Below are 22,052 nucleotides of genomic sequence, written 5' to 3' on the forward strand. Positions count from 1 at the left end.
AGCACGGGCTGAAAGGGCCGACCCTCTACTACGCAGAACCTAGCGCTTCTGGTACAGCGCTTTCTTGCGGGCAAAGACGGGATCAGAGGTCACGAGCACGCCCAAATTGCGGAAGATTCCCTCATCCACCGAACCCAGGATGGTGGTGGTGTGAACGTCGCACCCGGCAAGCTCCTTGATCTGTTCCAGCGCCTTTCGGGCATTGTCATCCTTAGCTGCAGACACGGACAGGGCGATGAGCACCTCGTCGGTATGCAGGCGTGGATTCTTGGAACCCAGGTGCTTGGTCTTAAGCGTTTGAATCGGCTCGATGGATTCGGGCGAAAGCAGATGGATATCGTCATCGATGCCGGCCAGGTGCTTCAGGGCGTTGAGCAGCATCGCGGCCGAGCAGCCCAGCAGAGGCGCGGTACGGCCGGTGATCATGGTGCCGTCGTGCAGCTGCATAGCAGAGGCAGGCTCGCCGGTTTCTTCCGCACGTTGGCGCGCGGGCGCCACCACGGGGCGATCTTCTACCTTGATGCCGGCCTTAGCCATGATGACCGCGGCACGCTCAGATTGTTCGGTACCCAAGCCAGCGCGGGCCTCTTCCACCTGAGCCTTAAAGTAGCGGCGGATGATTTCTTGCTGGGCGGCGGCGCGGCACACGGCGTCATCAGTAATGCAGAACCCAGCCATGTTCACGCCCATGTCCGTGGGAGACTCATACGGGGTGGTGCCGGTGAGCTTTTCCAACAAGGTGCGCAGCAGCGGGAATGCTTCCACATCACGGTTATAGTTCACGGTGGATTCACCGTGGGCGGACAGATGGAAGTGGTCAATAATATTGGAATCGTTGAGGTCCACCGTGGCGGCCTCATAGGCCAAGTTCACGGGGTGTTCAAGGGGGAGATTCCAGATAGGGAAAGTTTCAAACTTAGCGTAGCCAGCATTATTGCCGCGCTGGTGCTCGTGGTAAACCTGCGAGAGCGCAGTGGCCAGCTTGCCGGAGCCAGGGCCCGGCGCGGTGACAACGACAAGATCGCGGGAGGTTTCCGCAAACTCATTGCGGCCAAAACCCTCTTCGGACACGATTAGGTCCGTATTGGTGGGGTACCCAGGGATAACGCGGTGTCGGGCCACCTTGAGGCCAAGGCGCTCTGCCTTTTCGATGAAGGCCTCGGCTTGGGAGTTTCCCTCCTCCAGCTGGGTCATGACGATGTTTTCCACCAAGAATCCGCGGCTGCGGAATACATCTACAAGGCGCAGCAGGTCATCTTCGTAGAGGATGCCTAGGTCGGCGCGCACCTTCTGGCGGGAGATGTCCTTGGCATTGATGCAAATGAGGATTTCTACGTCCTCTTTGATGCGCTCCAGCATCGCGATTTTATTGTCCGGGGTGAAACCCGGCAGCACGCGGGAGGCGTGCATATCGTCAAAAAGTTTGCCGCCCATCTCCAAATAGAGTTTGCCGCCGATTTCCTCGCGGCGGGCGTGAATGTGCTTTGACTGCAGCTCGATATATTTCTCGCGGTCAAAGCCGATTTTGTGCGTCATGATTTGAAAGCCTTCCCCTGAGTTAAATCATTCCGCATTTCGAGTTTACGCTATTGTCACCTCCCAAATAAGTGGGCTGGTTAGCGGCAGGTTTGGCCGAAAATTCTTCCCGATTAGACTGGCTTCTATGCCTGAAGGTCACGTCATCCACCGCCTAGCCAATAAATTCAACGCGGATTATCGCGGTATGCCGCTGCGCGTGACCAGCCCGCAGGGGCGCTTCGCGGCGGAGGCGGAGATTCTCGATGGCGAGCGCATCGAGCTGGCCGAGACCTACGGTAAGCATCTTTTTGTACACTTCACCGCTCCGGATCCGCGCCATATCCTCTATATTCACTTAGGGCTCATCGGCAAGCTGCGCTTCGAGCCCCGCGAGGAGACCGGCGGACAGATTCGGGTGCGCATTGATAATGGCACCGAGGCCGCCAACCTGCGCGGACCACAGTTTTGCCGCTTGCTTACAGAAGAGGAGTACCGCGCACAACTGGCCAAGGTAGGCCAGGATCCGCTGCGCCCAGACGCCGATGTGGAGGCCTTATGGGCCAAGGTGCACAAATCGCGACGCAGCATTGGCTCGCTGATGATGGACCAGCACCTCTATGCCGGCGTGGGCAATATTTACCGCGCAGAAACCCTCTTTCGCCATGGCCTCTCCCCTTTCCTGCCTGGCCGCGACGTTTCCCGTGAAACCTTTGACGCCACGTGGGCCGACCTAGTGCAGCTAATGGAGTACGGGGTGGAGCACGGCCGCATCGATACGGTTCGGCCCGAGCATTCTCCCGAAGCCATGGGGCGCGAACCGCGTAAAGACGACCATGGCGGGGAGGTATATGTCTATCGCCGCGCCGGTTTGCCCTGCTATGTGTGCGGCACCCCAGTGGCGGAAAGAGTCATGGAGGGACGCAACCTATTCTGGTGTCCGACCTGCCAGCCGGCTCCTTAAAGGCCTATCCTGGCGGGCATGCGATATGCCTATAGCGTTGCTGCCGTCCGTGCGGCGGAGGATTCCCTTCTAGCCCAGCAAAACTTTGCCGATGAGCTCATGCGCTTGGCCGCGCGCGGCGTAGCAGCCACGGCCGCAGCCATGCTCGGCCCTGGGCGGCGAGTGAGTATCCTCGTCGGCCCAGGCGGCAATGGCGGCGATGGCCTCTACGCTGGCGCTTTCCTGGCGGAGGATGGTTATTCAGTCGAGGCCATCCTCGCGGCGAATAGCGCCCACGAACCCGCACTGCAGGCGTTTACCGCAGCCGGCGGGACCATTGTGCACAGTCTGGGGGATGCCGATCTGCTTATCGACGCCGTCGCCGGCCTCTCCTCCACCCGCGGCCTTTCCGGTGCCCCGCTCAGCGCCTATGCCGAAGCCAAAAAGCGTGGCGTTCCAGTCCTAGCGGTGGATATTCCCTCCGGGATTAACGCCGATACCGGTGTGGCTGCGACCGATGCGGTGGAAGCGGACGTGACCATTAGCTTTGGCTGGGCCCGCGCCGGACACTTCTGTGCCCCAGAATGCGGCGCGGTGGTGCTCTGCGATCTCCTCTTGCCAGGCGCGCCGCGCTCTTTTGCAGAAGAGCTGTCTGCCACCGCAGAACCGGTGGGCCATATCGCCAATGAACCCACCATCCCCTTGCCCTATCAGTGGCCAACCGAGCCGGTACTCACGGGTGACCAAGGCCTGGTTACCGCCCCAAAGCCGGTGGGCTGCACGGGGCCAATTCTGGATCCGACGCCGGGGGCGAAAAGCACCAAGTACACCGGTGGGGTTACCGCGGTATGCGCTGGCAGCACTACCTTTCCCGGCGCGGGCATACTCGCCGCCACGGGCGCGGTGCGGGCCACCCCCTCCATGGTCCGCGTCGTAGGAAATGACTCTGTAGTCGCAAGCCTGCCGGAGGTAGTGCCCCATGCATGCGCCGAAGAAAAGGTCCATGCTCAAGCCTGGGTGGTAGGCCCAGGGCGAGGCACCGGGCCGAAAGCGGCAGCGGAATTACAGGCTGTGCTGGCACGCAAGCTGCCTACAATTATCGATGCGGATGCGCTCACGGTGCTCGCAACAAATGAGGATCTGCGCAAACTTGTGCGCGATCATCCCTGCGCCATTCTGACCCCGCATGCCGGGGAATTTGAGCGGCTCTATACGGCTACGCTTGGCCGCGCACTCGATCTTTCGGAGGGTTTAGGCGTACGCCTACAGGAGCTTGCCTTAGCGCTCGACTGCTTTATCCTGCACAAAGGCCGGATCACCACGGTCACGGCCCCCGGTCAGGAAATTTATGGCATGAACGCGGGACACTCCTATGCAGCTACCGCCGGATCCGGTGACGTGCTTTCTGGCATCCTTGGCGCCACGCTAGCCCAGCTGAATATCGCTGAGGTGGATGCGAAGGGGATCATTGCGGAGATCTTGCACGCCGCAGCCATACACCAACACGCTGCCGCTATTGCCGCCCATACCCCAGACGGCTTCGGAATTTGCTCCGCCTCCCAGATTGCCGCGGCGGTGCCCCAAGCAATCGCACGGTTGCTAGTGATGCGACGCTAGCTGAGCGCGGAAACCTTCTCCTGCTCAGAAACGTGGCCGTCTTTGACCTCGACCACGCGGTCAGCGAAGGTCAGCAGGGAGCGGTCGTGGGTCACCAGCACGGTAGCGGTCTTCATCTCCTGGGTGACATCGCGCAAAAGGCGGATGATCTCCTGGGAAAGGTGAGAATCGAGCGCAGAGGTAGGCTCATCCGCCAGCAGCAGGTCTGGCTGCTCCATGAGCGCACGAGCGATATTGACGCGCTGGCGCTGGCCGCCAGACATCTGGCCCATGCGGCGGTTTCCCATACCTGCCAGGCCCACAAAGTCCAATAGCTCATCGGCACGCTGTGGGCGCAGCTTGCGGCCAGCGATGTGATCCATAATCAATAGTTGGTCGCGCACATTGAGCGAGGACAGCAAGTTGGCCTGCTGAAAGATGATGGACCGGGTGCCATCTACCTGTACGAAACCAGAATCCGGGGTAATAAGCCCAGCGGCTACGGATAACAGAGTGGACTTGCCGGAGCCAGACTCGCCCACGATGGCGGTCAGGCTATTGGATTCGGCCTTGAGGGAGGCGTCGGCAAGCGCAGTAGTGGTTGTCTCGCCGTCCTGGTAGGTCACGGTGGCATTGCGAATATCAAGAATGGTGGACATGTTAAGCGTTTCCTCCAAGTGCATCGAGTGGGTTGGCTTTAGCTACGCGGCGGGTAGCGACGAGGGCGCCGGCCATACCGAGGACCCAAATACCAACCGCAGGAACGGCAATGCTGCGCAAAGAGACATCGAAAGGAACGGTGCCGGAGGCGAGCGCGCCGAGCGCCCACCCAACGACAGCGCCCAGGATGGTGCCGGCAGCCAAGATGATGGCGGCTTGTGCCAGGGCATCGCGCAGCAGGTAGCGCACGGTGGCGCCCAGCGCGCGCAAAATGGACAGGTCTCGGGTGCGCTGAATGGTCCATACGGTCAAGAAAGCGACGGTGACTAGCGCGGAGATGCCGTACAAGAAGCCCTGCATGGTAAGCAGCGAGCCGCGTTCAGACTGATAGCCCGCCAGACCGGTGAAGGACTTAGAAACCTTGACGGAGCCGGGAACCTCATGCTTATACAGTGCGGCGGTGCTCACCACGCCCTTCGGGGCGTGGCTAATCTGCTGCCAAGACTCGGTGGAAGCCCATACCACCGCAGAGTGGGAGTACATGGTCTCCGGAACAGTGCCCTCCACCGAGAAATCGGTGCCGCCTAGGGTGACGGTTTCGGCCGCATCGATGGAATCTGGCAGGAGCACGCCCTGCTCTGGGATGGTCTTATCGGTGCCCGGAACCTGGGTGCCGGCTGGCAAGCTGAGGACGGCAACGCCGCCGTGACCCTCCAGCTTGGTCTGCGCCGCGCCGAGGGGAATACCGTCGCTGGCGATATCGCCGGCATGCATCGCGGACTCGCTGAAGGAGGGGTCCTCGGTAGAGAAGGAAATATACGGGTACTCCTTTTCCAGGGACTCCAAAGCGGAAGTATTTTGCTTGGAAAGGCCCTCCGTTAGGCCGGAGAGCATCACCAGCAAAAGGGTGATGAGCGCAACCGTGCCGCCGATAAGCGCGAAGCGGCCGCGCGCTGTGGTGATTTCTCTGATTGCTAGGAACATACTTCTATATTCGCTTTATGCAGGTCAGAAGTAATCGGCCAGCTCGCTGAACCTCTAGTCAACCAAGTGGTTGATTCACTGTCCACCCTTGCGCGGATATCCTGGGTGGTTGTGTTTAAAGGACAGAAATTATGGGTCTATGGTTTGCACGCCATGTTCGCGTTTCTGCTGGTCTTCGGCGTAGCGCGTGCCTACGTGGACGGCCGGCTCGATGCCCGCGTTATTGGCCTAGCCATCGCACTCGCCGTGGTGTATGCCGCACAACGCTGGTTGCCCACGTGGCTTTGGCTGGGTGGACTTTGCCTCCTCTGGCTGGGCTTGATGGTCCATGCGCAGGATTTCATGTGGCTGGAATTCCCGCTTATTTTTGTCTTTCTGCGCGCCTTGCCCACCGTTCCTGGGTTGGTATCCATCGCCATATTGTGGGCGGCTGCCGCTTTCATCCCCGCCTGGCTACATCCTGAGGGCTGGTCCATCGCTGCGGCGGTAGGACCGCTTATCGGTACCGCCTTTGCGGCCACGGTCTTTTTCATCCAGCGGCGACTGCAGGCGGAGGCGGCGCACCACAGGGACATCGCTAGGCAGCTGCGCGAAACCCAGGCCGAGCTAGCCGCAAGCGAGCACCAAGCCGGCCGGCTGGAGGAGCGCGAGCGGCTCTCTCGCGAGATTCATGACACCGTCGCACAAGGTCTTAGTTCTATTCTGCTGCTCTCCCGTGCGGCCCGCGGCACCACTGATCCAGCAACCAAAGAAGAACAGCTGGAAATTATCGAGGAAGTCGCCAGCGAGAATCTCGCCGAGGCCCGCCGCTTTGTCCGAGAGCTCGCCGGCCCCGATGAGCGGCTGGAAACCCAGCTCAATTCCCTGCTATCCCAAATGCGCAGCCGCGTGAAAGCCTTGGGCGAAGATACCACCTTTGAACTGGTGGTCTCCGGCAGCGGCAAGGTGCCTGCCCAGATCAAAAAGGTCATTGTGCGGGCCGCGCAGGAGGGTCTCAACAACGTCATCAAACACGCCCACGCCTCGCGCGCAGTGGTCACGCTCGGACTTTTCGAAGATGCTGTCACCCTGGACGTTGTTGATAATGGATGCGGCGTAACCGCCTCCCCTAGCAGGGATAATAAGGATCATGGCTTCGGGCTTACCGGCCTGCGCGACCGCGTGGAGAGCGTGGGCGGCACTATGAACCTAGAATCGGGCGAAGGCACCGCCCTGGCCGTCCGTATCCCGCTGAAGGAGCGAAGCAATGGTTAATGTCATGCTGATTGATGATCACCCAGTGGTCCGCGCCGGCCTGCGCGCCATCCTCAATACCTTCTCCGATGTCGAGGTAGTAATGGAGGGCTCCACCGGCGCGGATGTGGATAAGCTTTTTACTGCAGATGCCCCGCAGGTAGACGCTGTGGTCTGCGATATCCAGATGCCCGACGTGGATGGCATCGCAGCCACCAAGCGCGTAGTAGACGCCGGCGGCCCGCCCGTGCTCATCTTGACCACCTATGACACGCAGGCCGATATCCTCGCCGCCGTGGAAGCCGGCGCGATGGGCTACCTGCTCAAGGACTCCCCCGAGCAGGCGTTGCACGAAGCCGTGCTCAATACCGCCGCGCACCGCCGCACCCTAGCGCCGGAGGTTGTGGATCTCCTCGCCCAGCGTGTAGGCCGACCGCAAGAATCACTGTCCACCCGCGAGCTGGAAATCTTGCGGGCGTTATCTAGCGGTTCCTCTAATAAGGAGCTAGCCAAGCAGCTGTTCATTTCCGAGGCCACGGTCAAGACCCACCTCATCCATATTTTCCAAAAGTTGGGCGTGGAAACCCGCACCGCCGCGGTGACCGTGGCACGAGAGAGAAAGCTCATTTGATGCTGGACTGCATAGTCATTGGTGCCGGCCAGGCAGGCCTCGCGGTGGGTTATTACCTGCGCAAGAAGGGCCTAGAGTTTGTCCTTCTGGATGCAGAATCCGGTCCTGGCGCAGCCTGGCGCCATACCTGGCCCTCCCTGACGCTTTTTAGCAATGCGACCTCTTCCAACCTGCCGGGATGGCCCATGCCCCACTACGAGGGCTTTCCACCGGCCAGCCATGTTATTGATTATTTTGCACGCTATGAGCAGCGTTATGAACTGCCCATTCGTCGGCCAGTCACAGTGGATGAGGTGACCCATGACGGCGCGTACTTCCACGTTTATGCGGGGGAAGAGAAACTCACCTCGCGCACGGTCGTAGCGGCAACGGGAACGTGGTCCGCACCTTTTATTCCCTACTACCCCGGCAACTTTGGCGGAAGGCAATGGCATTCCGCCTTCTATCCAGGCCCCGCGGACTTTGCCGAATCTACCGTGGCGGTCGTGGGCGCGGCCAATTCCGGTGCCCAAATCGCGGCCGAGCTCCTACTCTCCGGCGTAGAGACAACCTGGTACACCCGCAGCTCCCCGCGGTGGATGCCCGATGATGTTGATGGTCGAGTCCTGTTTCAGCGCAATCGCGCCCGCCTCAACGCAATGCTGCGCGGCGAACCAGACCCCGGCGCGGATTCGAACCTGGGCGATATCGTGATGGTCCCACCTGTCTTGCGGGCGCGGGATTCCGGGCTCTTGCAGGCCACTCCAATGTTTTCATCCCTCGATGAGGTCAACACAGACCACCTCATCTGGTGTACCGGCTTCCGGCCTGCCCTCCGGCCTATCCGCGGGCTCCTTGATGGTACCTCCCCCACCGTCGACGGTCTCTTCCTCGTAGGCTACGGCACCTGGACCGGACCCGGCTCCGCCACCATTACTGGGGTAAGCCCCTTTGCTAAACAGACTGCGCAAGCCGTTGCGAATATATGTGACTAAAGCTATAGGGTGCTCCCCACCTATTCGACTAAACTGCCTCCTCACAAGCAGTGCCAAACAATAAGGAAAAGCTGGTTTATTCATGTCCGCCTGGGATCTCTACGATGACCTCATCGATGCCATTCCCCGTGACATAGTGGTCTCCCGCGCTGCCCAAAACCCGCGGTGGACCCGCGTTTACACCGAAAGTCCTAGCTGCGGCGTGGCCATGACCATGTCAGCAACCTCCCGCCCCGCCCAGATGAGCGCTGAGTACTCCGGCGTTCCCTTACGTGCCATCGCACAGCTGGCCAAGAGTTGGAATTTCTCAGAGGCGTCCTTCGGCATGGCTGCGCTCAATTCCTATTACGCCACGCCTTCCGTGGCTGATGAACATGGCTTTGCGCTTGCCGACGCCCCCTGGCCCCAAATCTTCGATCCCTTCCGCGAAGCCGTCGCGGGTAAGAAGGTCGCCGTAATTGGCCACTTCCCTTTTGCGCCTAAGGCGCTCAACCAGGCGGCGGATTTTTATATGCTAGAGCGTTCGCTCAATGAGGGCGACTACCCCGATTCCGCCGCCGAGTACATACTGCCCGAGTGCGATTATGTCTTCATTACCGGCTCCGCCTTTGTTAATAAGACCGCGCCCCGCCTGCTCGAGCTCTCCCGCGAGTCCATCAATGTAATCTTGGGGCCCTCAACGCCTCTGGCCCCTATTCTCCTTCAGGACTACGGGGTATCACAGGTAACCGGCATAGTTCCCACCGACGCCGCCGGTATGTTTGAGTGCCTCGAAGAGGGAGATTCCCTCGATATGTTTAATTTCGGGCACCGCGTCAGCCTGGGTACTTAGACAATTACTCCGGCCACAATCGCAGCGGCGAGGGCACCCAAGCCCAATGCAGCCATCCAGCCGATAGCGCGGACGGCTCGCAGCTGCGCCTGTGCGCTCTTGCGGCTAACTAGGAACGCGCCCAAGGACGCTCCAAGGGTATTGAAAACCACATCGTCGACATCGCTAAAGCCCAGTGAGAATACATATTGGGTAGTTTCGATGCCCAAGCTGAGCGCCATCGCTAGAAGGATGGTTCCGCCACGGCCAAAGCGGACGTGGCGCGAATTTTGCCCCATCACTACCAAGCACGCGCCAAGTGGGAAAAAGAGCGCTATATTGCCCAAGGTATTGGTCCACGGCCCCCACCACGGATGAGGGTTATTAAAGCCGTTGAACATTTGCAGATCCAGGCTGCGGCGGGCATGTGCAGAGGCATCGAGCACGCCGGGAATATCAATAAACGGCTTGCCCACTGTAGCTACGGCAATAGCCACCACAACGACCACGCAGGCAACGCCAGCACTGCGCCACAACGTGCGCTTGGAAGGCGCGCCTTGCGCCCTTACCTGGTGCGAAGTGCGGGTGGATCCAGTGGTCGTCGTCATAATGCCCAAGTTAACAAGCCTGTCTGAAAAATTCCCGGGAGATTCGCTGTCGAATCCCTGCATCACATTTAACGTACGATGGTGAGCATGAGCACGCTACTAGTAACTCGCAACGAAGACAAAACCGTCACGACCTCCTTTGAAGAGGGAGAGTTCCTCAGCGAGGGTGACCTTACCGTTGATGTTTCTTATTCTTCCCTGAATTACAAGGACGCCATGGCAATCGCGGGCGACCGCGGTGTGATGCGCACCAGCCCCTTGGTTCCAGGCATCGACGTGGTCGGCACCGTTGCCGAGTCCAGCGTAGAGCGTCTACCGGTGGGTACCTTGGTCGCCTCCTTCGGTGATGGCCTTGGCGAGTTCCGCCACGGCGGCTACACCCCGAAGCAGCGCGTTAACTCCCAGGCCACCGTCGCGCTCCCCGCAGACTTCACCGCAGAACAGGCAGCTGCTGTCGGCACCGCGGGTTATACCGCTGCACTGTGCGTCAACTCTTTGCGCGGGCTTCCCGATGGCCCCGTTTTGGTCACCGGCGCAACTGGCGGTGTCGGCTCCATCGCCGTGAACCTCCTGTCCAATGCCGGGTACGAGGTCCACGCCATGACCGGCCGTCCAGATGACTATTCCCAGTATCTTCACGAGCTCGGTGCCCACACCATTGTGGACCGCGCCGAGTTCGCCGAGGCCGGAAAACCCTTGCAGAAGGCTACCTATGCCGGTGCTGTCGATACCTCCGGTTCCCATGTCTTGGCCAATGTATTGGCTCGCACGGTTTGGGGCGGTACCGTCGCCTCCACCGGTATGGCCGCCGGCCCGGATCTTCCCACCACCGTGCTGCCATTCATTCTGCGCAATGTGCACTTGGCAGGCGTCAATTCCGTAGACGCCCCACTGCACTACCGCCAGAACGCTTGGCAGCTCTTGGCCCGCAAGCTAGACCGTTCCATTCTTGAGTCCCTGACCACAACGATTCCACTTTCGGACGTGGTCGAGGAATCCAAGTCCCTTCTAGAGGGCACCCACCACGGACGCACCGTCCTCAAGATTTCCTAGGCTGCGCCCTAGCTAATTTTCCCGGGCACCCGCCGTCATGGCGGGTGCCTTTTGCATACGCGGTTAGGCTTCAGAAGCGAACTCTCCAGCGCCCTGCTCATCAATCCCACGCAACAACTTCCGAGAAATTTCCCCCAAAGTTTGTAGGTCTTCGTCACTAAGGGTGCTCACCACGATTTCATCAACTGCGGCGGTATGGCGCGCTATTGCCGCACTGAAGGCAGCACTCCCCTTTTCCGTCACAGTGACTTCAATGGCTCGAGGCCCAAGTTCCGGCGCTTCCCGCCTGGAGACCAATTTTCGTGATTCCATGCGCACCAGCTGTCGATGCAGGCGCGATTTTTCCCATCGTAGTTCCGTCCCCAATTCATGCGGACGGGTATGAATCTTGCGGCGGCGATGCAACACCGCTAACACCGCATAGTCCGCCTCGCTCAGACTAGAGTCTCTCTGCAACTGTGTAGAAAGTCGCACGTGGAGCGCCTCTTGCATAGTGACAAAATCTCCCCATGCCGCACTCTGCTCCACACGCATGGCTATCCTCCTTCGATTGCCGTTATTTAACAGCTTAAACAGCGCAGTTGATCTAGCAACCCATTAGGCGATCGGGAGTTGATACAACAACTCCTACTACTTTAATACGGCGGGCGTATAGCATGTCAACAATTTAATGCCCCTACATCTTTAGGGCCAAAGTCATAATTGCTTTGCTTTTGGAACACTATTGGCCGGGTTATCCAAATATTTAATCCGTTATGTTATTGCCGCAAAAATTAAATAGTTAAACAAAAAGTCTTAGTAGCGATCCGTCCGCTGGAACAAACGGCGTCTCGGGAGAAGCGACCGAAGTGTTTAAAATGGCGAGCATGGATAAGCTATTTAGCACATGTGGTTTTGATCTAATGGATATAGAAGAGCTCATCGCAGAGCTACCCACAAGCCGCGAAATATGGGATGCACCTGGATTTGATCGAGTCCTTTTTCACGCAGATCCGTCCGATATGGCGGTCACCGCGATGGAGTACGAAGGGAAGTGGGCCGCAGTTCCTTTGTATCGGGGAGGGGAACAGGCCCTAGGAACGATTTATCGCGCAACGCCCTATATCGGCATTGTGGAGACGGGGGATTTACGGTTCGCAGCACTGGCGGATGCACCCTTTGCCCTGCCAGCGGGAAACCCCGTCGGAGGCGAAAAGCTAGAGGGACAGGTCCAGCCGGCGGTTGTGGCCTTGCGGTACGAGGTGGGGGAGCCGGAGGAATTTTCTTTGAATTCTCCTGCTACCGAGCGCTTTTATCGGAACTTAAAGCCCAGCATGCTCAACCCGCAGGTAGAGGTGGCGGGAACCATCGGGCACATCGCCAAGCACAGCAATGAGCTGGGCATGGGGGAGTTTTGGGTATGCGACCTCGACGGCCTGCCGCTCATTGTGAACGAGAAACTGGAGGTCGGCCAGGGAATCCGGGCACACGGCATAGCGCTGTGCGCCACGGAGTTTTGGGAGGAGTGACTACTTGACGACGAGGTTGACCATGCGGCCCGGCACGTAGATCTTCTTCACTACGTTCTTTCCACTAGTCAGTTCGGCGATCTTGGCATCGGCCAGAACAACCTCGAAGACCGCCTCCTGGTCGGCATCGGCAGCTACGTTGATGCGGGCCTTTACCTTGCCGTTGATCTGTACGGGCACCTCGATTTCATCATCTACCAGGTACTTTTCCTCAAAGGCGGGGAAGGGCTGATAGGTAATGGTCTCGTCGTGGCCAAAGCGCTGCCACAGTTCTTCCGCGATATGCGGGGCGATGGGGGAGACCAACTGGGCGATTGGTTCCACGGCGGCGCGCGGTGCCTCGGTGCGATAGGTTTTGGTCAGGTAGTTGACGTACTCGATGAGCTTGGCCACCACGGTATTAAGCCGCAGGTTCTCATAATCATCGCGCACGCCCGCGATGGTGCGGTGCAGCTGCTTGAGATCATCCTCGCTCAAATTGGCGTCGGTAGTGGCCAGCTCTCCGGTGTCCTCATTGACGGCAAGGCGCCACAGGCGCTGCAGGAAGCGCTGGGAGCCGACGACGTCCTTGGTAGCCCACGGGCGGGAGGTGTCCAACGGACCCATGGACATTTCATACACACGCAGGGTATCGGCACCAAAGACGCGGCAGATATCGTCCGGAGCTACAGCATTCTTCAGGGACTTGCCCATCTTGCCGTATTCCTGATTGACCTCTTCTCCGTTGTAGTAGAACTTGCCGTCCTTTTCTTCTACCTCAGCAGCTGGCACGTACACGCCGCGGGAATCGGTGTAGGCATAGGCCTGGATATACCCCTGGTTGTACAGGCGACGGTAGGGCTCTTGAGAGCTGACAAATCCCAGGTCAAAGAGCACCTTATGCCAGAAGCGGGAGTAAAGCAGGTGCAATACGGCGTGCTCGACACCGCCGACATAAAGGTCGACACCGCCCGGATCCTGTGGACCATGCTGGTCCGGTCGCGGGCCCGTCCAATAACGCTCGTTTTCGATATCGCAGAATGCCTCATCGTTGCGGGGATCGATGTAGCGCAGTTGGTACCAGGAAGAACCTGCCCACTGCGGCATTACGTTGGTATCGCGGAAGTAGGTCTGCGGGCCGTCACCCAAATCAAGTTCTACCTCGACCCAGTCGCGCACCTTAGCTAGCGGGGGTTGTGGTTCGGAATCCTTATCCTCTGGATCAAAAGAAACCGGCTTATAATCTTCTACCTGTGGAAGCTCCACTGGCAGCATGGATTCTGGCAGGGCGTGGGCAAAGCCATCCTTGTCATAGACGATGGGGAAGGGTTCGCCCCAGTAGCGCTGGCGGGCGAAGAGCCAATCCCGCAGCTTATACTGCACCTTTTCCCGGCCAGAGCCGTCCTTTTCCAGCCATTCAATGGCCTTGGCAATAGCCTCGGCCTTATTCAGGCCGTTGAGATCTAGGCCCTTGTCATTGGCAGAATTAACCAGGGCACCGTCCTCGGTCCAGGCTTCTTCGTCCACGTTGCCGCCAGAAACAACCTCCGTAATGGGCAGGCCGAAGGTCTTGGCAAACTCGTAGTCACGGGTATCGTGCGCTGGAACTGCCATGATGGCGCCGGTGCCGTAGCCGGTCAGCACGTAGTCGGCGATAAAGATCGGGACCTTTTTCCCAGAAACCGGATTGGTGGCATAGGTACCCAGGAAGACGCCGGTCTTTTCCTTGTTTTCCTGCCGCTCTAGATCAGACTTGGCGGCAATATCGGTGCGGTAGGACTCCACGGCCTCCTTGGGATCATCGTGACCGTAGGTCCAACGCTCGTCTACGTCATCGTCATAAGGGATGGGGGAGAGGAGGGCATCGACAAGCTCATGCTCTGGGGCCAGCACCACGTACTCGGCGCCGAAAAGCGTATCCGGTCGAGTGGTAAAGACCTCGATCTCATAGCCCTCAGCGGGGAAGGAGACCTCCGCGCCGCGGGAACGCCCAATCCAATTGCGCTGCATGGACTTGACCTTCTCCGGCCAATCCAAAAGCTCTTGATCATCGAGCAGACGATCGGAATAGGCGGTAATGCGCATCATCCACTGGGACAAATTCTTGCGAAATACGGGGAAGTTGCCGCGCTCGGACTTGCCCTCTGCGGTGACCTCCTCGTTTGCCAGCACGGTACCCAAGCCTGGGCACCAGTTCACCGTGGAATTAGACAGGTAGACCAAGCGGAATTCATCGATAGCCGCGGCCTTTTCCTCTTCGGTGAGGTCCTCGTAGTAGCGGCCGTCCTTGGTAGTGCGCTTATTGGCCTCTAGTTCCTCGATGAGCTCCGCAATGGGGCGAGCCTTTTGCTGCTCCTCATCGAACCAGGAGTTATAAATCTGCAGGAAAATCCACTGCGTCCACTTGAAAAACTCCGGATCCGTAGATTCTACGGAGCGGCGCGGATCGTGGCCGAGTCCCAACATGCCCAACTGGCGGCGCATGTTTTCAATATTCGCCTCGGTGGTGGTCCGTGGGTGCGTACCGGTCTGGATGGCGTACTGCTCGGCCGGCAGGCCGAAGGCATCGTAGCCCAAAGTGTGCAGCACGTTCTTGCCCAGCATGCGGTTATAGCGAGCATAGGTATCGGTGGCGATATAACCCAGCGGGTGTCCCACGTGCAGGCCCGCACCGGAGGGATAGGGGAACATATCCTGCACATTGAGCTTTTCCTTAGGCAGCTCGCCCGCATCGGAGGCGAGCTCGCCTACCGGGTTCGGGGCGTTGAAAGTGCCATTGTCTTTCCAGTACTGCTGCCAGGTTTTCTCGATCTGGTTCGCCAGCTCCGGGGTATAGCGGTACGAGGTGGAATCGCTCTGGGTATTCATAATCACACAGTGTAATAGCCGCGTGCCGGTGCGGTGTAGTTCGCTGCCCGTTCCGCGTCCTGCTGGGCACGCGCACCCAAAATCTCCGCTGGACTCACCCCCGGCTTTCGGGTCATTTCCCCCGCTCGCAGCCAAAATGCAGATCTGCATGAAAATGATCTAGGCTGGGGTAAATGAGCCAGGAGAAGTTTCGCAGCCAGCTTTCATCTTTTGCAGACGCAGCGGTATTTCAGGGGATTCCGCACCTGCGCCTCTCCCCAGCTACCCACACTCTGGAGCTGTACCTACCAGCCTTAACCGCAGGTTATGAGCCAGAGGATCCCCAGTGGACCGTGTCCGCTCAGCTGCTCGACGACAGCGAGGACACTCGTAAGTTCTACTACGTGGAGGGCGAGGAGCCTGGGCTATGGATCAGCATGCCCCACCCCTTTAGCCACCTGAGCGTCTCCTTTGAGGAGCACACCTTGGAATTCGCCGGCGTGGCCAATGGCGGCTTAGTGCTGGATTCCACCCATCGTCCGGTCGATACCACCGCAGCGATGCCTAAAGGCTCATATACCTGCATCGCCCCTGCTGGCACGGAATTCACCAAGGCTAAGGCCGGCGAAGCTCGCCCACACGGCGCCTGGGAGGGTTGGTCCATCTTCCCGTTAGAGGTGAGCCAATCCTTCACGGTGGAGGCACCACAACAGGAGCCCGCCACCATCAAGGTGTCTGGCAGCCCTGACTTTGCCTGGGATATGGCCGTCAAGTCGCTGCCCAATGCCCACGGGCTAGATGGCGAGCTGGTCTATACCCAGTCACCGCGCGTCATCGCGAACACAGAGCTCAGCATGGAATTGACCTATGTCCCCATCGGTGGGGAAGAAGAGGCCGTGCTGGAGGATGAGCTACCGGAGGGCATCCACGAGGTGCTCCCGGCAGATGCCTTCGAAGATCCCTGGGTAGGTCGTTACCGCTTTAGCTTGTACAAGGATGAGGAACTGGTGGATATCCAGTACCTTAACTTCGCGGAAACACTGCATATGCGCGCCAAAAACGAGGGCCCGCGCGGCACTAACTTCCGCTTCATCGACGCCCTAGGCAATCTTTCACCGTTTAGCTACGCCTTGGCCTCTGCGCCGAGCAAGCCCATCCAGATGGAAAATGGCCAGCGCGTCTTTGGTGAGGACGAGAGCGTGCGCGAGGAGACCATCGGCAGCGAGGCCGGCTATGAGCTGACCTTCCAGGTGGAACCGGCGACGATTCGTACCCGGGTCAAGCGCACCGCGGCCGAACCAGTCGATTACCTCGATAAACAAGTCATCCTGGCAGATCAGCTCGATGCCGATGCCCTCTTTACCATCCACTCGCCGGAGCCATTACCGCTGGCAAAATTCGTGGTCATTGATAAAAACCAAAAGATCAGGGACCTCGTCACCGCCAATGGCTCTACGGAGGCGGCTCCCAGCCTATCCGTGCCGAATCGCGCGCTGAAATCTGCACTGACGAAAAAGACCTCGCTGGAGCTTTATCTCTTGTGGTCCACGCTCTCCTATGAGGAGTATCTCGAGGGCCTGCCGGAAAAGGAGCGCGCAGCGCACCAAAAGCGCAGCTTTGACCGGCGCGTTATGGAATATGAAGCCACGGCGGCCAGCGACCTCATCTATGCCGCCATCGCCACCGTGCGCAAAGCTCCGTTGGTCTCCCGCGCCACCATCGAGGATGGCATCCTCGTCCCCGAGCAGCCACACGAGGAAGAGGTGGAGCTGCTGGCATGGGCTTGGCCACTGGGCAATCCCGCAGGCGAGCCGATGCCACTGGACCCCACCGAGGAAGGCTTCGAGCTGCCCGAGGAGCTGCTGGATGCCGGCCACCTCATCGTGGATTTCCGGGAGGACGAACCGGCCAGCGACTTGGCCGCGCCGCAGTACCCGCCGGCGAGCGCGCTTATCATCTTCCAGGACGGTGAAACCGCAAACACCGAAGGGTTGTGGCCCACCTACGCGGCTATGCGCCGCCTAGCGCCCAAGGCCAAGGAAACTTTCGAGGCGATCATCAAGGAGATTGAGGCCGATCCGCGTGCCAGCATGGATGCCCTCATGGCGGCGGATTTTGAGCCGGGCCAGCGCATGCGCGCCTTTGTCCGCACCGGCTTGGTCTCCCGCAATTTCCGCCGCGAGGAGCCGGCCGAAAAGCCTTCCTCACTGCTGGCCGCGCTTGCCGACGCCGCCCATGACTACATCGAAGCCCACGGCTCCGCCGCGCTCGCGCGCGTGCCGTCCACCGGCGTCGACGATGTCACCCGCCCAATGCTGCTGATGAGCGCCACAGGTGAGGCGCCCACACCATCGACGGCCAACGATCAGCTCTGCGACGATGCTCACCGAATCGCTGCACTGCGCGAATGCTTTGCCAACGACCTCGCGCTCACCCGCCTGGGCACCATCTCCAACCTGCGCAGCACCGCCCTGCAGCTGCGGATAACGCTGCAGCAGCTAGGTGTGGATAAGTCCGTACTGCACACCTTGCTCGCGCTCGATGCCTTTGGTGATGGCAATTCGGAGCTCGGCGATTCCGCCTGGATGCCGTTTATCTCCTACGTCTTTGCCATCACGGCGCGCGGCGTGGCCAATGGCAAGCTGGCTGATCCCGCTTTCGCCGCCGCGCTTGACGGCGCCCTCCCGCAGCTAGCCGAGGCCGTCTCCCTCGCTCCGCAGCTGTTTTACCGCGATATTCTCACCGCGGAGGCGCTCACGCTCAGCTAGTGTGGCAGGCATGCAGGTCATTTCCACCAATGTCGCCGTCCGCCGGCCAGACCCGAGCGGGCGGCACGAGTTTTCGGGCATCGATAAGCAGCCGCAATCCTTCATCGATGTGGCTGCGCCCGGCCCCCATTATGGCGACGGTTCCGGCGTGCGCGGCGATATAATTGGTGATACCCAACATCATGGCGGCAATGATAAAGCCATCTACGCCTACGCCCGCGAAGAGTTGGACTACTGGCAATCCGAGCTTTCCCGCCCGCTGGCGTCTGGCTGCTTTGGTGAAAACCTCACCACCCAAGGCGTCGATCTGTCCGCTCTACTCATTAACCAACGCCTAAGAATCGGCACCGCTGTACTTGAGGTATCCGTTCCCCGCCAACCCTGTTCCACCTTTGCCGGCTGGCTAGGGGAGCGCGGGTGGCTCAAGCGTTGGACCGCCCGTGGCGATTGCGGTACTTATCTGCGCATTATTTCTCCCGGCCGCATCCAACCCGGCGACTGCATCACAATGGATGCGCCACCCAACCATGACATCACTATGCGCATCGCCTTTGCCGCCAAAATGGGCAACCGTACCCTTGCCCAGCGCGTAATCGAGGCTGGCTGCTTGCCCCCTCACCAGAACAACAGTCTGCGCGCCTAGCCCTACACCCTGGACTCTTATTCGGCGAGTTTTCCGTTCCTGCGCTGCGCGCGACCCCCAGCCTCCGGACCCTCAAACTACAACCGCACGGTCTACCTAAAGCGAAAGCACACCAACCTCGGTGGCTGGTGTGCTTTTAATGCTTCAGGCTAACAGGGGAGTGCCGTGTTACTTACCTTCGTCGAAGTGTAGATGGTGCCCCTTGGCCTTGGGGAAGCGACCGTGCACAAAGAAGTAGTAGATGGCTGCGATGACTACGAGGGCCGCAAGGATGAGGTACATGGTGTCAAAGCCGGTTGCCCCAACAATGGGGCCTAGGCCGAACGGAGCCAGGCCAATGCCTAGGTCCATCAGGAGGAACATGGTGGAGATGCCCGCGCCCATCTGTGCGGCGGGTACCGAGCGCACAGAGATAGCCTGGCAGGCGGGGCTGAGGGTACCGAAACCTAGGCCGGTGCAGGCGCCTGCAACCACCAGCATGACGTCGTTGGTGGGGAAGCCCATGAGGAGCAGAGCGATAATAAAGGCTGCAAGGCCGAGGTACATAACGGCGTTATCGCCCTTGTGGTCTTGGATGCGGCCCAAAACAAAGCGCATGATAAGCATGGTTACTGCGTAACCAATAAAGAACAGACCTGCACCGGTAACAAGGTCTTCCTTGCGCGCATAAGCGTTGAGATAGGTGACCACACCGGAGTAGGCGATTCCGACCAACAACATAAACAGGCCGATGGGAACCACGTTGGGGTGCACGGCATTGCGCAGCGTAAAGGCCGGCTTCTCGGCGGAAACTTCAGCTGGGTAGCGCAGCACCAAGGCCAGGACCAAAGACACGACATTAGCGCCTAGCGCTACAGCAAAGAGCGTGTTGTAGCCAATGTTATTAGCCAAGAAGAGGCCGAGTGCTGGGCCGAAGGCCGTTGCCAAGGTAGTACCGAGGGCGAAGTAGCCAGTACCCTCCGCGCGGCGCTCGTGCGGAATGACGGACTGTGCCACCGCCATAAGCGCGGTGGAGGTCAAAGCGTAACCCGTGCCGTGCAGGAAACGGACAATGATAAGAACGGCGACGTTCTGTGCAAAAAAATACGCCACAGCAACAACTGTGACGAAGACTAGAGAGGTCAGGGCGGCCTTCTTGTGGCCTACGCGGTCCACGAGCCAGCCCGAGAATACGCGCATACACGTCGCGCCCAGAACAAAGGCGCTGGAGGCAAAACCACCCACGGTATCCGATGCCCCGAAGCTCTCTACCGCGTAGAGGGCCATGGTGGTCACGGACAGGTAGAAGACCAAAAACTGACAGAAATTAGCCACCCACGCGAGAACGAACGTGGGTGTAATCAGCTGCGGCTTAGCCGCTGCAGATTCAGTAGACGTCATATACTCACTCCAAATAACAAAAAGAAAATTCCCTCTCCACGAGCAGGCCATGAGGCCACGCTGCGCAGTCGAAGGAAATACGAATTAAATTATACGGAGAGGAACTATACGCCCCTCAAGCTTCAATGGTTAATCAAAAGGCTCTCTTGGTCTTGTTCGGCCTCACTTTTTGCAGCCCAATGCAAACAATATTGACGGTTTGAGCAGGATAAATGCTTTAGTTCGGGAAAACGGGCTCATTTTTAATGAATGTTTACATTATTAAGCCGCAGCCGGGCCCCGAAAGGGAGCCCGGCTGGCCTGTGTGTCTTTTCAGACGCTTGCGTTTCTAAACATTGACATAAGGGTCACGGATGCCCAGGTATTGAACTGAGGTATATTCCTCAATACCTTCGGCGCCACCTTCGCGGCCCAAACCGGATTGCTTGACGCCGCCGAATGGGGCAGCGGCGTTGGAGATGACACCGGCATTGAATCCCATCAGGCCAAATTCGAGACCATCGGCCACGCGCCACAGGCGGTCTGAGTTTTCCGTAAAAACATAGGACGCAAGACCATATTCCGTCTCGTTTGCTAACTCTAGGGCTTCCGCCTCCTCGCTGAAGGTAAAGATAGGTGCAACCGGGCCGAAAATTTCCTCCTGGGCCACGCGGGTTTCACGTGAAACATTGCTCAAGATCGTGGGGGCATAAAAGTGACCCTCACCTTCGCCACGCTTGCCACCGGTAACAACGGTGGCGCCCTTTTCCACTGCGTCATCCACTAAGGCGGCAATATTGTCGAGCGCCTTGGCCTCAATGAGGGGACCGCAGGTAACGCCTTCGTCCAGGCCATTGCCCACGACGAGCTTGTTAAACTCCGCCGCCAACTTCTGCGTAAACTCTTCCGCCACGGACTCGTGCACTATGAAACGGTTGGCCGCAGTGCAGGCCTCACCAATATTGCGCATCTTCGCACCCATGGCCCCTGCTACGGCCTGATCGATATCCGCATCCTCAAAGACGATGAACGGAGCATTGCCGCCCAGCTCCATGGAGGTGCGCAGCACATTATCCGCGGCACCCTTCAGTAGAGTCTTGCCCACTGGGGTGGAGCCGGTGAAGGAAAGCTTGCGCAGGCGATCGTCGGCAAGCAAAGGCTCCGAAATGGCTGAGGCAGAGCTTCCGGAAACCACATTGAGCACGCCCTTGGGCAGGCCGGCATCGAGCATGGTTTGCGCAAAGTACTGCGTAGTCAGTGGGGTGAGCTTGGCCGGTTTCAGAACCATGGTGCAGCCTGCCGCAACAGCAGGCGCCACCTTGCGCGTGGCCATCGCGAGGGGAAAGTTCCATGGGGTAATTAGCAGGCATGGCCCGACCGGCTTGCGGCGTGTGACCATACGCAAAGTGCCCTCCGGAACGGGGGAATAGCGGCCATAATCGCGCGTTGCCTCTTCGCTAAACCAGCGCAGGTACTCAGCACCATAGGTGACCTCACCTTGAGACTCGGCAAAAGGCTTTCCCATTTCAAGTGTCATCAGCGTCGCGAACTCATCGGCGCGCTCGTGTACCAGCTCGAAGGCCCGGCGGAGGATATTCGCCCGCTCGCGCGGAGTGGTTCGTGCCCACTCATCTTGCACCGCACAAGCAGCATCTAGAGCGGCTACCGCATCAGCGGAATTAGCAGAATCGAGCGTAGCAATGGTCTCTCCGGTGGCGGGATTTTCCACCGTGAAAGTCTCGCCGGAAGATGCCTTTCGCCACTCGCCTCCAATCAAAAGTTGGGTAGGAACCTTTGCCACTACCTCATTAGGACTCATAGTCATTTACATCACCTTTCTTCCCTTTGTTAATGCACCCAACAGTACCCCACTCGTTTCTTTAAAGTCTTTAAAGTCCCGAATACGTTCTTCTGCGAGAAAGCCAGCTCGGGCTGTGAGA

At 59.1% G+C, this 22,052-nt stretch carries 18 protein-coding genes; 10 read left to right on the plus strand and 8 right to left on the minus strand.

Annotated features, from left to right (window positions below):
• Positions 1–39: 39 nt before the first annotated feature.
• On the minus strand, positions 40–1,536 hold the full coding sequence (locus WMQ00_RS07565; RefSeq protein ID WP_023020147.1) for a DUF1846 domain-containing protein: 1,497 nt from the start codon (positions 1,534–1,536) through the stop codon (positions 40–42).
• Positions 1,537–1,663: 127 nt separating this feature from the next.
• Here WMQ00_RS07565 and WMQ00_RS07570 point away from each other — a divergent pair, with 127 nt between their 5' ends.
• Positions 1,664–2,479 (plus strand): Fpg/Nei family DNA glycosylase, encoded by an 816-nt coding sequence (locus WMQ00_RS07570; RefSeq protein ID WP_259825417.1) that lies wholly within the window; start codon positions 1,664–1,666, stop codon positions 2,477–2,479.
• 18 nt (positions 2,480–2,497) lie between these two features.
• Positions 2,498–4,075, plus strand: a complete 1,578-nt coding sequence (locus WMQ00_RS07575; protein ID WP_239207689.1) for a bifunctional ADP-dependent NAD(P)H-hydrate dehydratase/NAD(P)H-hydrate epimerase — start codon at positions 2,498–2,500, stop codon at positions 4,073–4,075.
• On the opposite strand, the gene WMQ00_RS07580 is transcribed toward WMQ00_RS07575, so the two are convergent.
• Positions 4,072–4,713: an ABC transporter ATP-binding protein gene (locus WMQ00_RS07580; protein ID WP_023020150.1), complete on the minus strand. Its 642-nt coding sequence runs from the start codon at positions 4,711–4,713 to the stop codon at positions 4,072–4,074. The genes WMQ00_RS07575 and WMQ00_RS07580 overlap by 4 nt on opposite strands.
• A gap of 1 nt (position 4,714) precedes the next feature.
• Positions 4,715–5,698, minus strand: coding sequence for an ABC transporter permease (locus tag WMQ00_RS07585; RefSeq protein ID WP_239207690.1), 984 nt, complete (start codon positions 5,696–5,698; stop codon positions 4,715–4,717).
• A gap of 153 nt (positions 5,699–5,851) precedes the next feature.
• On the opposite strand from WMQ00_RS07585, the gene WMQ00_RS07590 reads away from it, so the two are divergent.
• From WMQ00_RS07590 to WMQ00_RS07605, 4 genes are all read left to right on the plus strand, one after another.
• The gene (locus WMQ00_RS07590) at positions 5,852–6,952 is read left to right on the plus strand and encodes a sensor histidine kinase (protein WP_308767208.1); all 1,101 of its coding nucleotides are present in this window, start codon (positions 5,852–5,854) and stop codon (positions 6,950–6,952) included.
• Positions 6,945–7,562, plus strand: coding sequence for a response regulator (locus WMQ00_RS07595; RefSeq protein WP_023020153.1), 618 nt, complete (start codon positions 6,945–6,947; stop codon positions 7,560–7,562). The genes WMQ00_RS07590 and WMQ00_RS07595 overlap by 8 nt, the downstream gene beginning before the upstream one ends.
• Positions 7,562–8,536 (plus strand): NAD(P)-binding domain-containing protein, encoded by a 975-nt coding sequence (locus WMQ00_RS07600; protein ID WP_340440841.1) that lies wholly within the window; start codon positions 7,562–7,564, stop codon positions 8,534–8,536. Before WMQ00_RS07595 ends, WMQ00_RS07600 begins: the two co-directional genes overlap by 1 nt.
• A gap of 82 nt (positions 8,537–8,618) precedes the next feature.
• Positions 8,619–9,368 (plus strand): DUF364 domain-containing protein, encoded by a 750-nt coding sequence (locus WMQ00_RS07605; protein WP_239207693.1) that lies wholly within the window; start codon positions 8,619–8,621, stop codon positions 9,366–9,368.
• Here the strand turns inward: WMQ00_RS07605 and WMQ00_RS07610 are convergent.
• Positions 9,365–9,955, minus strand: a complete 591-nt coding sequence (locus WMQ00_RS07610; RefSeq protein ID WP_232212565.1) for a VanZ family protein — start codon at positions 9,953–9,955, stop codon at positions 9,365–9,367. The genes WMQ00_RS07605 and WMQ00_RS07610 overlap by 4 nt on opposite strands.
• 78 nt (positions 9,956–10,033) lie before the next feature.
• Here WMQ00_RS07610 and WMQ00_RS07615 point away from each other — a divergent pair, with 78 nt between their 5' ends.
• Positions 10,034–11,008 carry an MDR family oxidoreductase gene (locus WMQ00_RS07615; protein WP_034655607.1) on the plus strand — a complete coding sequence of 325 codons (975 nt, stop codon included), beginning with the start codon at positions 10,034–10,036 and terminating at the stop codon, positions 11,006–11,008.
• 63 nt (positions 11,009–11,071) lie between these two features.
• Here the strand turns inward: WMQ00_RS07615 and WMQ00_RS07620 are convergent, their stop codons facing one another.
• Complete coding sequence (locus WMQ00_RS07620; protein ID WP_200288508.1) at positions 11,072–11,542, minus strand: MarR family winged helix-turn-helix transcriptional regulator; 471 nt, start codon at positions 11,540–11,542, stop codon at positions 11,072–11,074.
• Between the two features lie 332 nt (positions 11,543–11,874).
• Between WMQ00_RS07620 and WMQ00_RS07625 the strand changes: the two genes are divergently transcribed.
• Complete coding sequence (locus WMQ00_RS07625) at positions 11,875–12,516, plus strand: hypothetical protein (protein WP_340440842.1); 642 nt, start codon at positions 11,875–11,877, stop codon at positions 12,514–12,516.
• Here WMQ00_RS07625 and leuS read toward each other — a convergent pair whose 3' ends face one another.
• The gene (gene leuS, locus WMQ00_RS07630) at positions 12,517–15,363 is read right to left on the minus strand and encodes a leucine--tRNA ligase (protein ID WP_340440843.1); all 2,847 of its coding nucleotides are present in this window, start codon (positions 15,361–15,363) and stop codon (positions 12,517–12,519) included.
• Positions 15,364–15,536: 173 nt separating this feature from the next.
• On the opposite strand from leuS, the gene WMQ00_RS07635 reads away from it, so the two are divergent.
• Both WMQ00_RS07635 and WMQ00_RS07640 read left to right on the plus strand, forming a co-directional pair.
• The gene (locus WMQ00_RS07635) at positions 15,537–18,110 is read left to right on the plus strand and encodes a hypothetical protein (RefSeq protein WP_340440844.1); all 2,574 of its coding nucleotides are present in this window, start codon (positions 15,537–15,539) and stop codon (positions 18,108–18,110) included.
• A 10-nt stretch (positions 18,111–18,120) separates the two neighbouring features.
• Positions 18,121–18,753, plus strand: coding sequence for an MOSC domain-containing protein (locus WMQ00_RS07640; RefSeq protein WP_023020162.1), 633 nt, complete (start codon positions 18,121–18,123; stop codon positions 18,751–18,753).
• Positions 18,754–18,921: 168 nt separating this feature from the next.
• Here the strand turns inward: WMQ00_RS07640 and WMQ00_RS07645 are convergent, their stop codons facing one another.
• A complete protein-coding gene (locus WMQ00_RS07645) occupies positions 18,922–20,133 on the minus strand; it encodes an MFS transporter (RefSeq protein WP_200288506.1) in 1,212 nt (403 codons plus the stop codon).
• 328 nt (positions 20,134–20,461) lie between these two features.
• A complete protein-coding gene (locus WMQ00_RS07650) occupies positions 20,462–21,937 on the minus strand; it encodes an NAD-dependent succinate-semialdehyde dehydrogenase (protein WP_248100246.1) in 1,476 nt (491 codons plus the stop codon).
• Between the last annotated feature and the right edge of the window lie 115 nt (positions 21,938–22,052).

The organism is Corynebacterium sp. KPL2825 (assembly GCF_037908445.1).
GTDB classification, from domain to species: Bacteria; Actinomycetota; Actinomycetes; order Mycobacteriales; family Mycobacteriaceae; genus Corynebacterium; species Corynebacterium kefirresidentii.